Source organism: Martelella sp. K41-7, from assembly GCF_055808365.1.
The window spans coordinates 2,029,425-2,042,691 of the sequence record NZ_CM147867.1 but is presented as its reverse complement, the minus strand read 5'-3'; the positions used below and the strand labels follow the sequence as shown (position 1 = coordinate 2,042,691).

Sequence of the window (13,267 nt, the reverse complement as noted above, 5' to 3'; positions counted from 1 at the left end):
AGCGCGGAAAAACGGTCTACTGGTCGCACGTAGAAAACGACATCGTCAGGAGTGGAGGTTTCCGTGTCGCTGTTTTCCGCCTTCGCGGTCTATTTCGTCATCTGGTGGGTCACACTGTTCGCCGTGTTGCCCTTCGGTCTGCGCACTCAGGACGAGGAGGGTGATGTGGTGCCCGGAACCACGGCCAGTGCGCCGCATCGGTTTCGGCCGTGGCGCGTTATCCTCTGGACCTCTCTGGTGGCAGCGCTTTTGTTTGCGGCCTGGTATCTTGTGGTGATCGTCGCGGGCTACGGGCTGGATGATCTCTCCGCCCTGTTCTGGACGTCCTGATTCAGAACCGTAAGCGCAAAAATGCGCTGGCGAGGCCGTAATCGAAATCTGCTGCACCGCTGTCGCCGGTTGAACGGCCGTATTCGATACGGGCGCCGAGTTCAAGATCGGTGGGTAAAAACTTGATGCTGCTCTCAAGACCGCCAAAGAGGGCGCCGGTATCAATGTCCGCCGGTGAAAAGCGGTTGTTGTTGTCGATCGAGACATCGCCGAAAACCTGTCGGTATCCGGCGTAGGGTGAAAAGGTCATCAGCCCGAGATTGGCCTTGCCCTGGACATAGGCCCCAATCGAGCTCAGATCGGTCTCGGTTTTACCACCGCCCATGCGGCTCTCGACTGCCTTGGTTGAGTCACCAAGTGCGGCAAAGCCCGTCAAGCCGGCACACAGGTTGAACGGTCCCTTGCTGCAGATACCGAGACGGCCATCGATTCCCCAATAGGTATCGGCGATCACATCATTGAGCGCATCCTCGTTCATATGCAGCATGAAGGCGGCCGGACCGCCGGAAAGATCAAGATAGAAGGCGTCGGAAACATCGGCCGCCCGTGCGTTTACGGAGAAGGCTGCAAGACAGGCGGCGGACAAGGCCGCAAAGACGGAGGTTTTTCGGTTGCAGTGCACGGCCGGTCTGATCCCTTGACGTGTATTGTCGATAGGGCGTTGTCCGGCAATCGCGGTAACGGGTCAATGCGGCGGGCAATGAGACTGGGTTTGTGGCAAAAAAGTACTAACGGGCAAAACCCGTGTCGAGAAAACAAAAAAAAACAAGGCCTCAGGCCTTGTTTTTCAAGTATCGCGTGATCCGTTCCGTTACCGGGGCTGCGAACAGGCGCGCCTGGATCGATCCTCCCAAGACTTGACCGCGAAGAAAAGGCAAGAATTTAAGCTCCCTGCCTGTTTTATGAGCTTAAGCTAGCCCAATGATTGGGCTTTGTCATCCCCTATTTTGCATTTTTGCGACAGTCAGAAGAGTTTTTGAGTTTGACAAACACTTTACTGTGTTCTGTACCGTTTCGTGTGCTTGACATCTGTCAAGGCTGGTTATCCGGCGTGCGATGCGAGTTTTGTTCGTGACTTGTTTCACGGCTTTAACTCTGCTGCGGAAGCCGCTAAAAGGACCGTGAATAAACCCGATATCAAATCGATTCCCGGCTTGCCGGGATGACGACAAGAAAGCAGCTAACGATGCGTCTTTCCCGATATTTCCTGCCTATCCTGAAGGAAACCCCCAAGGAGGCCGAGATTGTCTCGCACCGCTTCATGCTGCGTGCAGGGATGGTCCGCCAGCACGGGCAGGGAATTTACTCTTGGCTGCCGCTCGGCAAGCGGGTTCTCGACAAGGTCAACCGCATTATCCGCGAGGAACAGGACCGCGCCGGTGCGGTGGAACTGCTGATGCCGACCATGCAGTCTGCCGATCTTTGGATCGAAAGCGGGCGCTACGAGGCCTATGGCAAGGAAATGCTGCGCATTACCGACCGTCAGGACCGCGCCATGCTGTTCGGCCCCACCAATGAGGAAATGATCACCGAGATCTTCCGTTCCTCGGTGAAATCGTACAAGCAGCTTCCGCTCAACCTCTATCATATCCAGTGGAAATTCCGCGACGAGATCCGTCCGCGTTTCGGCACCATGCGTTCGCGCGAATTCATGATGAAGGACGCCTACTCCTTCGACCTGACGCTGGAGGGTGCAGAACACTCCTATCGCAAGATGTTTGCGGCTTACCTGCGGACGTTCGACCGGCTCGGCCTTCGCGCCATTCCCATGCGCGCCGATACAGGTCCGATTGGCGGCAATCTCAGCCATGAATTCATCATTCTTGCCGAAACCGGCGAATCGGAAGTGTTCTGCCACCGGGATTTTGTGAATTTCGACATTCCCGCCACGGATCTCGATTTCGACAATGTCGAAACCCTGAAAGGCATTTTCGATCAGTGGACATCTGTCTATGCGGCAACCGACGAGATGCACGATGCGGCCGCCTTCGATGCGTTGCCCGAGGGCGAACGGCTTTCCGCGCGCGGTATTGAGGTCGGGCACATCTTCTATTTTGGCACAAAGTATTCCGAGCCGATGAGCGCCGTCGTGCAGGGTCCGGACGGCAAGGAGCATCCCGTGCATATGGGCTCCTACGGCATTGGCCCGACACGCCTTGTTCCCGCCATCATCGAAGCCTCTCATGACGAAAACGGTATCATATGGCCGGACTCTGTCGCACCCTTCGACGCGGTGATCATTAATATGAAAGTCTCCGATGAGGGCTGCAGCAATGTCAGCGAGCAGCTCTATGAGGCGCTTTCCAATGCCGGTCTTGATGTCCTCTATGATGACACTGACGAGCGTGCGGGGGCGAAGTTCGCCACCGCTGATCTGATCGGGGTGCCGAATCAGATCGTAGTCGGCCCGCGCGGCGTCGCCGCCGGTGAGGTCGAAGTGAAGCGCCGCAAGTCCGGCGAACGCGAAACCATGTCGGTGGACGCTGCGATTGCCAGGCTGACTGCCGGGCGCTGAGGAGGACGTGTAGATGGCTGCGGCCGAACCCGACCAGACGACTGCCGGAAACCCCGCAAGGGCGAAGCCTTTTTCCGTTTTCGAGCGCATGGTGGCTTGGCGGTATCTGCGCTCGCGCCGCAAGGAAGCCTTCATCTCGGTGATTGCCGGCTTCTCATTCCTCGGGATCATGCTCGGCGTCGCCACGCTGATCATCGTGATGGCGGTGATGAACGGGTTCCGCAGTGAACTGGTCAGCCGTATTCTCGGGATCAACGGCCATATCGTCGTGTTGCCAGCGGGGCAGCCTTTTCCCGATTATGCGGCGTTGACGCAGCGTATCGAGGGCGTTGAGGGGGTTCGTCTTGCCTTTCCGCTGGTCGAGGGCCAGGCGCTGGTCTCCGGCGCGCAAGGAGCGGGCAGCGGTGCGCTGGTGCGCGGCGTTCGCCCAGACGACATGCTGAAGCTCGACATGGTGTCCGAAAATATCGTCGAGGGCGACATGGTCGGCTACACCAGCGGCGAGGGGGTTCTGATCGGGTCACGCATGGCGCGCTCGCTCGGCCTTTTTGCCGGTGACCGGATCACCATGATCTCGCCGGAAGGCGATGTTACCCCTTTTGGCGTCAATCCACGGGTCAAGGCCTATACCATCTCCGGCATTTTTGAGATCGGCATGTCGGAATATGATGCCTCGATCATCTTCATGCCGCTTGGCCAGGCCCAGGCCTATTTTAACGCCGGCGACAAGGTGCAGAGTATCGAGGTGTTCATCGATCATCCCGACGACGTCGATGCCATTATCCCGGCGATACGGGCGGCGGCGGGCGAGGATATCCAGATTTCCGACTGGCGACAGAATAACCGGACATTCTTCAGCGCGCTGGAGGTCGAGCGGAATGTGATGTTCATGATCCTGACACTGATCGTGATCGTGGCAGCACTCAATATTATTTCCGGACTGATCATGCTGGTAAAGGATAAGGGGCCGGACATCGCGATCCTGCGCACCATGGGCGCGACCTCAGGCGCCATCATGCGGATTTTCTTCATGACCGGGGCGGCGATCGGCACTGTGGGCACATTTGCAGGCGTTTTTCTCGGCGTCGTCGTCTGCCTCAACATCGAATCGATCCGGCAGTTCTTCTCTTGGGTGAGTGGCACGGTGCTGTTCGACCCGCAGCTCTATTTCCTGAGCACATTGCCGGCGGAAATGAGTTTTGGCGAAACGATGACCGTGGTGGTCATGGCGCTCACGCTTTCATTCATCGCGACGATCTTTCCGGCGTGGCGCGCCTCCCGTCTCGATCCGGTTCAGGCACTGCGCTACGAATAGCGGGAGAATACCTTGTCCAATCCGTCACTGGAACTGAAGTCGATCGTGCATGAATACGGGCAGGGTGACAGTGTCCTGCAGATTCTGAAGGGCGCATCGCTTACGCTCATGCCGGGCGAAATGGTGGCGCTCGTGGCGCCATCGGGCACGGGAAAATCGACCCTGCTGCAGATCGCGGGCCTGCTTGAAAAGCCGACCTCCGGTGAGGTTTTCCTCAATGGCCGCGAGGCGACCGCGCTCGACGATGACGCGCGCACTGCCTTGCGCCGCAATGATGTCGGCTTTGTCTATCAGTTTCATCACCTTCTGCCTGAGTTTACGGCGCGGGAAAACGTCATGCTGCCGCAGATGATTGCCGGCCTTGCGCCACGCGAGGCGGGAGAACGCGCCGACCAGATGCTCGATTATCTCAAGATCGGTCACCGTGCCCAGCACCGCCCCACAGAGCTTTCCGGTGGCGAGCAGCAGCGTGTGGCCATCGGCCGTGCGGTTGCCAATGCGCCGAGCTTGCTCCTTGCCGATGAGCCAACCGGCAATCTCGACCCCGGAACAGCCGGCTATGTATTCGAGGCGCTCGAGGCGCTGGTTCGGCAGTCTGGGCTTTCCGCGCTCATCGCTACGCACAATCTCGATATTGCCGAGCGGATGGACCGCCGTGTGACCCTGAGCGACGGTCTCATCGTCGACCGCGACGGCTTGTCCGGCTGAGCAGCAGCACTCCCGTTTCCCCCTTATTTGCAGCCGACCGGCACGGTACTGGCGTCGGATCGCAAACCTGTGTTCCGGGGTGTCATCAGAGTTAATTCAGCAGGCGCAATGCTGCCAGCCTGCAGCTTTGTCCCGCCCGTCCTGTTTTGTCGGGTGACAATGCCCCGATCCTGACACCAGTCGTGCACCTGCAGGCATTTTGCGGGTGGGTAAAAAAAGATTGCAAAATAGGAATATAATCCTATATGTATAAATACACGGATAGGTGGTTATCTGACTGTTACGTCAAGAGAGGCCGGCAGGTCAAGTTGAAATCAGCTTCGGAATGAGCATAGAACGCTGTCTATGCATGTCATTAATACTACGTCAAAAGCCTGACGTTGAGTGATGTTTTAAATTCAATCTATCAAGTAATAGTGCTGTTTATGTTTTAATATCACATGTAATATATTGAATAATATTTCACTCTCCTCTCGATTTTGCTATTTATAATTGATTTACGGCGATAAAACACGTATAAAGTGCATATATGATTTAGCTGGAAAGGGAACAAGATGATGCAGAATCGGGCGGAAGAAAATAGCCAAAAGTCCGAACGGACTGATGAGGAGCGCGCAGCCTGGAACCGCTATATGCGCAATTTTCGGCGAAGCTTCAAAGAGCGGGGGCTTGCCAGTCTGTCGACCGTGATTACGACAGATCATGCTAAATTCATTGAAGAATTCGGCCGACAAAACGGGTGCCAATCCAAGCGGGAGGCGTTGATGATGATCATCGAAGACGTCAAGGAGCGTTTTGAAGATGAGGACGATGGCGGCGATCAGAAGCAATAATGCGCTTGATCTCTGCCTGTCCTAAGTTGAGGACCGGCTGCAGCCAGGGCCTCAATTTAAATCCGAGAAAATCAACCCAAGATTGTTTTTCTGGCTTCTGTCGATATCTGTTCGGTGTTCAGCGGAGCAGGGTGTTGCATCCAGTCTTCAGCTCGCCTATGAGGGCTGTGGCCTCGCCATTGAGATATGGCGCGCCGGGCGCGTGTGGCGGAATTGGTAGACGCAGCAGGTTTAGGTCCTGCCGCCGCAAGGTGTGGGGGTTCGAGTCCCTCCACGCGCACCACTGGTGTAGCGTGACTGTAGCGTTGTAGCGTGACGCGCGGTTTTGCAATTTTGACAGTTGGTTTTGCAGCAATCGACGTTCGACTGAAAGCTATTCGAGCTGGAGATTTTCGCTGCCAACGATCCATTTTAAAGTCGGGTAAAACTTATCGAGTTTCCTTGGACCATCGATCTAGATGTTCCTGCAGAACGTTCAGCTCGTGCTTTGCAGCCATAGCCGGATTGTCAACGGCGGTGTAAAAACCGGCCACGGGGCGGAGCAAAAGTCGGCCACCTCGGGCGCAGGTATGAGGCCCGCGGGAGGGCGTAGCCCGAGCGGGGGCCTCATACCTGCGTAGCGATTTTCTGAAGGGTTTCAGCTGGCCTTTCGGGCACGGCTTTGGGCGAGACGATAGCTGTCGCCATTCATTTCGAGAATGTTGACATGGTGCGTGACGCGGTCGAGCAGAGCGCCGGTCAGGCGCTCGGATCCCATGATTTCGGTCCATTCATCAAAGGGCAAATTGCTGGTGATCAGGGTGGCGCCCCGCTCATAACGTTGCGAGATCAACTCGAACAGCAGTTCCGCGCCAGTCTTGGAGAGCGGCACGAAGCCGAGTTCGTCGATGATCAGCAACTTGTACCCTGCCATCTGCTTCTGGAAACGCAAGAGGCGCCGCTCGTCACGGGCTTCCATCATCTCGCTGAGACCATGGCTGCGGCTGTGGTGAAGCCAACGGACAGGCCCTTCTGGCAGGCTGAAAGGCCGAGGGCGAGCGCTATGTGCGTCTTCCCGGTTCCGCTGGGGCCGAGAGCGATGACGTTCTCGCGACGCTCGATCCATTCGCAGCGGGCCAGCTCCAGCACCTGCATCTTGTTGAGCTTCGGGATGGCGGCAAAGTCGAAACTGTCGAGGCTTTTGACGACCGGGAATTTGGCTGCCTTGATACGCCGCTCGACCTTGCGACGATCCCGTTCGACCATTTCCCGCTCGGCAAGCCGGCTGAGGTACCCGATGTGGTCGACGCCCTCGGTGGCGCAAAGCCGGGCCAGTTTCTGATACTCCCGCTGGAAGGTCGGCAGCTTCAGGCTCTTGAGGTCGTGGGCAAGCAGGATCTCGGGTGCTTCGGTGCTCATGCCGCTTCTCCCTTCCCCGATGACAGGAGGCCCATATACGCCTTCGCCGATGTCGTCTCGACGGTTGCTCTCGGCAGGTAGGGATAAATCGACAGATCCAGTCGCGGCGGCCGGCGCTCTATCCGGCAAAGAATCAGATGTTTGACGGCGTCGAAGCCAATCGCCCCGAGTTGCAGAGCTTGCTTGATCGCCGCATGCAGGTCAGCCATATCGAAGCTTTCCAGCAGACGAAGAACCTGTACGTATTCTCGCCGGCCATGCTTTGCCATGCGGCCTTCCATCAGCCGGCACAGTGTCGCAAACTCCTCCGGCAGAGCCCAGCCCTGCAGAGGGGCCGCCTGATCCAGCGCATTGATCTTCTGTTCGATCAGCGGCAGGTAATGAACAGGGTCGAAGATGACATCTTCCCGATCCCAGCTCCTGGGATGGCGGGCGATGATCTCGCCGCGGCAACCAATCACCACCTTGTCGACATAGCCTCGAACCCAAACGTCCTGATGACCGTAGGCGACAGGCACGGAATAGTCACCGGATCGCCGTGCGCTCTTTGCGCACGCGACGATCCGGCACTTTGAATATGCGCATCGTTCCGAACGGAAATCGTTCCCGATCTCCTGGCCGATGCGCGGGTTTTGTAGCGAACGAGAGACTGGGCCGTCACCCTGGCGCTGGCTTGGTCGCAGGCGTCAAATGGCGACGCTGGCAAGGACTGCATGGCAGCCAGATCGCGCTGCAGCCGTTCACCGATCGTCTCGCTCTCACCGCGCAGCCTGTCACATTGGCGCTTCCGGCACTGTTCTTCCAGAAAGGCATTGAACGCATCCCAGGTCGCAAACTGCGGGATGGGGACCATGAAGTTACGCCGGGCATAACCGACAAGGCCCTCGACGTTACCCTTGTCATTGCCCTTTCCGGGCCGGCCATAGCGATCCCGGATCAGGTAGTGGGACAGGAACCCGCTGAACAGTGTTGCCCGCTTACGCGTGCCGTCAGGCAGGATCCTCGCCACAAGGCAGCGATCATTGTCATAGACGATCGATTGCGGCACGGCCCCGAAGAAGGCGAACGCATGGACGTGGCCATCAACCCAGGCCTCGGCCACCGCCGCCGGATAAGCCCGCACGTAGCAGCCGTCGCTATGCGGAAGGTCGAGCACAAAGAACCGGGCTTTCTGCTCGACACCGCCGATCACCACCGTCGCCTCACCGAAATCCGCCTGCGCATGGCCGGGCGGATGAGAAAGCGGCACGAACACTTCCTGACGGCGCTGTTCCCGCTCCCGGATATAGTCCTTGATAATCGTATAGCCGCCGGTGAACCCGCACTCATCACAAAGCCGGTCGAAAACACGCTTGGCCGTATGGCGCTGTTTGCGCGGCACGTGTCTGTCTTCATCCAACCAGTGGTCGATCGTCGAAACGAACGCGTCCAGCTTCGGCCGCCGGACTGGTGATTGTCGCTGATAGCCAGGTGGCGTCGAATACGACAGCATCTTCGCTACGCTGTCGCGGGATATGTTGAAGTGTTTGGCTGCCTGACGCCGGCTCATCCCTTCCGAGACGGCCAGACGAACCTTCAGATAAAGATCCACGGTGTAAATCCTCTGTCCCTCCTGCGCTCATTGCAGAAGGAAGATAGGTGGCCGGATTTTACTCCGCCCGCGGACGAATTATTCCGCCGCTTTCGTGGCCGACTTTTGCACCGCCGTTCTCATACAGGGACGGCGCTGGAATCATAAGCGTGTTTATCGCATCTACCGCGCGCTTGAGCTGAACCTCAGGATCAAGCCACGCCGGCGGCTGAAACGGGAAAAACCGGATACACTCAATGTCCCGACAACGCCGAACGCGGTCTGGTCCATGGACTTTATGGCGGATCGGCTGGCCGATGGCCGGCAGTTTCGGCTTTTGAATGTTCTGGATGACTTTAACCGTGAGGGGCTTGGCATTGAGGTCGATTTCTCTCTACCTGCGGAGCGTGTCATCCGTAGCCTGAACCAGATCATTGAGTGGCGCGGCAAACCGCTGGCAATACGTGTTGACAATGGCCCGGAATATGTCAGTGGAAGGCTTATGGACTGGGCTGAAAATCAGGGCATTGCGCTGAATTACATCCAGCCTGGAAAGCCGCAGCAGAACGCTTATGTCGAACGCTACAACCGGACAGTACGACACGAATGGCTTGACCAATACATCATCGAGAGTATCGAAGAGGCGCAGGCGTTCGCCACACAATGGTTATGGAGCTATAACAACGAGCGACCCAATATGGGCATCGGCGGAATGACACCCGCACAGAAACTGAAAATGGCTGCGTGAATTCTACCAAAAAGCCCCGTTAAAAAGGGGAGGATTACCACGGCATCGACCGAACCAGCCGAAGGTGCGCTCGACCACCCATCGGCGTGGCAGAACCTCAAAGCCTTTCGCTGTGTCGGAACGCTTGATGATTTCAAGGTTCCATTGGCCGCATCCGCGCAGCGCTTTTCGCAACTTCTGCCCGGCATAGCCGCCATCTGCGAAGACATGGCGCAACCAGGGGAAACGGTAGCGGATGGCTTTCAGGACATCGGGCGCACCGTCGCGGTCCTGGATATCGGCAGCATGGACAAGCACGAACAGCATCAGCCCGATCGTATCGGTGATGATGTGGCGCTTGCGGCCCTTGATCTTCTTGCCGGCGTCGTAGCCCGAAACCCCGCCGCTTTCGGTGGTCTTGACACTCTGGCTGTCGATGACACCGGCCGTGGGCGAGGCCTCACGCCCCTCCAGTTCGCGCGTAGCACAGACAAGCAGATGGTTGATGGTCTGCCAAAAGCCGATATCGCGCCAGCCATAGAAATAGCCTCGCACCGTGGAGACCGGAGGGAAGTCCTTCGGCAGTGCCCGCCATTGACTGCCACTGCCCGCAATATAAAGGATCGCGTTCACCACTTCCCTCATATTCGTTTTCCGTGGCCGCCCACCGGGCTTGGCCGGCGGTATCAGTGGAGCAATTACAGCCCACTCACGATCCGTCAAATCGGTTGGATAGCGAAGGCGATCGCGGTTATGCTGCAGGCGGGTGATATCAGTCCAGGGCATGCAATCCTCCACGTTCTTGGCAGAGGTGGTTGAATCACATCCTTCTGATATCACTCAACAACTTTTAAATCGGGTTCTGAATCGAGCATAACGTATACTCAGAAACACCTCCAAACGCCTGATTCACTTCGGGAGCCAAGGTTTGCTGGTTCTCCGCGTCAAGGATGCCCAGACTGCAGGCGCGGGCTGGAATGAACATCAGGACGCCGAGATAGTTTGGATCGCTTTGATCAAGGACGCTACAGCATGCCGAGATTCCGCTCTCGGCAAAAGCATCGCTGACGCCAACTGATATGTGCAAAACCAGAAATGCAAGCATAATGAGTTTTAAACCGGATAGAATGATATATCTCCTCAATAATACGGGCTATAAATCGGAGAATTTACCATGCCTAAACCACCCAATCCGCCGAAATAACTGTAGTACATTGAAGATACAATCCAAAGTGGGTCTGAGAAAGTATTGGGGAATATTGCGTAATATCCATCAGTGGAGCACGGAATCATTCCATCAATTCCCGGTGTCGATTGCGGATTTCCGCAGTTGCCATCAACAATCCCAGCCTGGCTCACCCCGGTGAAATAGATGTGCACACCATAATCCGTGAGCGTGTACGCCGAATATTGGTTGCACGTTTGCTCCCAATGCCCGACCGCGGTGGCGGAGTCGCTGGTTACGAGATTGGTACTGACGACGGAGAAATTTCCCGATTCATAGGACTCCCCGAAAAGCTCCAAACGGTCGAGTACCCACCGTTTACAACCGCCAGTGTTTTTTGATTGACGCTGACCTGAGGCACACAACTGTCATCGGCATAGGCACGCATCCCGACCCCACTGCTGAACGACATGACCATCATCAAGAACACAAATATTGGCAAGCGCATACGACTCTCCATAGTTGATGTTGTGATTGCGACTACCTATAGTTGTAATTTGAATATAAAACAACCTGAAAATTTTTTAGCGTTCAGTCAGTGCTTGTGACGCAAGGGCCGTGGTCGGGGAGCGAGCGGATCCGGTCGGCAAACCACGGCTGTTTCTCGCCGACAGGGTTGTGACGGCGACTTCGTTCGGGAGGAACTGCTGATGCGCGGCACCAGGCCCGTCATTCCTCCCAAAGAAAACCGGAAAAACCCGCCGATTTAAAACCCGTTTGCGACGGGATTGTCCCGCCATGTGGGAGATCCCGATTTACGTTGACGACCTCAGGAAAACATTTTTTCAAAGGGCCGTCTTTTGCATGTTTGTGAGAAAAAATAACAAAAATAACTTTTTAAGGTATGTTTTTGAATTTTAAAAAAGCAGTTAAGCGTTTTTTTATCCATAAATGGATTTACAAATCACTTTTTTTGTCGCTATATGGGTGTGTCAACAGGGAGGAGCGACGGTCTGGGTGAGGAAGTGCCGTTCAGGACCGTTCTGCTCTTCAGGAGCATACGAGGTTTTAGATGCTAACCCGCAATACACCGACGGCCTGCGCGGCCGATCTTGCCAACGCCATTCGCGCGCTGACCATGGATTCTGTGCAGAAAGCCAATTCCGGCCATCCGGGCATGCCTCTTGGCATGGCTGAAATCGGCGTTGCGCTCTGGTCGCGACACCTGCGCCACAACCCGAAAAATCCGCAATGGTTCGATCGTGATCGTTTTGTGTTGTCCAACGGTCATGGCTCGATGCTGATCTACAGTCTTCTGCATCTGAGCGGATATGACCTTTCCATGGATGACATCCGCGACTTCCGGCAATTGCACTCGAAGACACCGGGTCATCCCGAATATGGTTATACGCCGGGGGTGGAGACCACCACTGGCCCGCTGGGACAGGGGATTGCCAATGCCGTCGGCATGGCGCTGGCGGAGAAGATGCTGGCGGCAGATTTCAACAAGCCCGGCAATGACCTGGTTGACCACCACACCTATACATTTGTTGGTGACGGTTGCCTGATGGAAGGCGTTTCGCACGAAGCATGCTCACTGGCTGGTACGCTCGGTCTTGGCAAGCTGATCGCTCTTTACGATGACAACGGCATTTCGATTGACGGCCATGTCGAGGGATGGTTCGCCGACGATACGCCGAAGCGCTTCGAGGCCTATGGCTGGCAGGTCATTCCGGATGTGGATGGACATGATATTGACGCGGTTGATGCGGCAATTGCCAAGGCAAAGGAAAACACGAGCCAACCGACACTGATTTGCTGCAAAACGACAATCGGCAAGGGCTCACCGTCAAAGGCTGGCAGCGAGGACAGCCACGGCAATCCGCTCGGGGATGAAGAAATCGAGCGCACAAGAGCCGCAATCGGCTGGCCCTACGGTCCGTTCGAGATTCCAGAAACCGTATACAAGGCCTGGAGCGCGGTTGATTCCGGCAAGGCGCTTGAGGACGACTGGAATAAACGTTTTGCTGTCTATGAAGCTGCTTTCCCGCAAGAGGCCGCTGAATTCCGCCGCCGTATGCAAGGCGAGCTTCCGGCTGATTTTGACGAGCGGATGACGACGTTCATTGCTGCTGCTTCAAAAGGCAGCGAAAGCATGCCGACCCGCCGGGCGAGCCTTAAGGCGGTCGAGATGCTGGCTGATGCACTGCCGGAACTCGTGGGAGGCTCGGCCGACCTCGCCAGTTCCTGCCTTACGAAGTGGGACGATGCGAAGCCGGTGACCGCGAAAAGCGGTGGCGATTTTGTTTACTTCGGCGTTCGCGAGTTCGGTATGGGCGCGATCATGAATGGGATGTTCCTGCATGGCGGTGTCCGGCCATTCGGCGGAACTTATGTGATGTTCTCCGAATATGCGCGCAATGCGATCCGCATGGCTGCCCTGATGAAGATCGGTGTGGTCTACGCCTTGACCCACGATTCCATCGCACTTGGCGAAGACGGACCCACCCATCAGCCAATCGAGCAGCTTTCTTCATTGCGGCTGATGCCAAACCTTGATCTGTGGCGCCCCTGTGACGCAGCAGAAACGGCAATTGCCTGGGAATTTGCGATCCGCAATCGCAATCATCCGACCATTCTGGCCCTCAGCCGTCAGAGCCTCCCCCTCAGTCACACACCGATGACCAGCTCGCGCTGATCCGGCGC

General features: G+C 56.5%; 7 protein-coding genes, 1 tRNA gene and 5 pseudogenes. 9 read left to right on the top strand and 4 right to left on the bottom strand.

The features are described 5' to 3' along the window. Positions 1-63 precede the first annotated feature (63 nt). Positions 64-330: a DUF1467 family protein gene (locus AC0L7L_RS09645; RefSeq protein WP_473513605.1), complete on the top strand. Its 267-nt coding sequence runs from the start codon at positions 64-66 to the stop codon at positions 328-330. Between the two features lies 1 nt (position 331). Here AC0L7L_RS09645 and AC0L7L_RS09640 read toward each other — a convergent pair whose 3' ends face one another. Next, complete coding sequence (locus AC0L7L_RS09640; protein ID WP_473513603.1) at positions 332-952, bottom strand: hypothetical protein; 621 nt, start codon at positions 950-952, stop codon at positions 332-334. Positions 953-1,516: 564 nt separating this feature from the next. Between AC0L7L_RS09640 and proS the strand changes: the two genes are divergently transcribed. The 5 genes from proS to AC0L7L_RS09615 all read left to right on the top strand — a co-directional run bounded on the left by proS (position 1,517) and on the right by AC0L7L_RS09615 (position 5,984). Next, positions 1,517-2,845, top strand: a complete 1,329-nt coding sequence (gene proS, locus AC0L7L_RS09635; protein WP_272211662.1) for a proline--tRNA ligase — start codon at positions 1,517-1,519, stop codon at positions 2,843-2,845. Between the two features lie 13 nt (positions 2,846-2,858). Next, complete coding sequence (locus tag AC0L7L_RS09630; RefSeq protein WP_473513600.1) at positions 2,859-4,160, top strand: lipoprotein-releasing ABC transporter permease subunit; 1,302 nt, start codon at positions 2,859-2,861, stop codon at positions 4,158-4,160. 12 nt (positions 4,161-4,172) lie between these two features. Continuing rightward, the gene (locus AC0L7L_RS09625) at positions 4,173-4,868 is read left to right on the top strand and encodes an ABC transporter ATP-binding protein (RefSeq protein WP_272211658.1); all 696 of its coding nucleotides are present in this window, start codon (positions 4,173-4,175) and stop codon (positions 4,866-4,868) included. Positions 4,869-5,422: 554 nt separating this feature from the next. Continuing rightward, positions 5,423-5,701 carry a hypothetical protein gene (locus AC0L7L_RS09620; RefSeq protein ID WP_473513598.1) on the top strand — a complete coding sequence of 93 codons (279 nt, stop codon included), beginning with the start codon at positions 5,423-5,425 and terminating at the stop codon, positions 5,699-5,701. A 198-nt stretch (positions 5,702-5,899) separates the two neighbouring features. Next, positions 5,900-5,984 (top strand) — tRNA-Leu (locus tag AC0L7L_RS09615). A gap of 354 nt (positions 5,985-6,338) precedes the next feature. Here AC0L7L_RS09615 and istB read toward each other — a convergent pair. Both istB and istA read right to left on the bottom strand, forming a co-directional pair. Continuing rightward, a pseudogene (gene istB / locus AC0L7L_RS09610) lies at positions 6,339-7,099 on the bottom strand (IS21-like element helper ATPase IstB). Next, a pseudogene (istA, locus tag AC0L7L_RS09605) lies at positions 7,096-8,690 on the bottom strand (IS21 family transposase). Before istA ends, istB begins: the two co-directional pseudogenes overlap by 4 nt. A 121-nt stretch (positions 8,691-8,811) precedes the next feature. Between istA and AC0L7L_RS09600 the strand changes: the two are divergent. Continuing rightward, positions 8,812-9,417 (top strand): annotated as a pseudogene (locus tag AC0L7L_RS09600) (IS3 family transposase); the annotation flags it as partial. A 39-nt stretch (positions 9,418-9,456) separates the two neighbouring features. On the opposite strand, the pseudogene AC0L7L_RS09595 reads toward AC0L7L_RS09600, so the two are convergent. Then, positions 9,457-10,182 (bottom strand): annotated as a pseudogene (locus tag AC0L7L_RS09595) (IS5 family transposase); the annotation flags it as partial. A gap of 1,018 nt (positions 10,183-11,200) precedes the next feature. Here AC0L7L_RS09595 and AC0L7L_RS09590 point away from each other — a divergent pair. Then, positions 11,201-11,316, top strand: a pseudogene (locus AC0L7L_RS09590) (IS5 family transposase); the annotation flags it as partial. A 317-nt stretch (positions 11,317-11,633) separates the two neighbouring features. Beyond that, positions 11,634-13,259 (top strand): transketolase, encoded by a 1,626-nt coding sequence (gene tkt / locus AC0L7L_RS09585; RefSeq protein WP_473513596.1) that lies wholly within the window; start codon positions 11,634-11,636, stop codon positions 13,257-13,259. Positions 13,260-13,267: the final 8 nt, after the last annotated feature.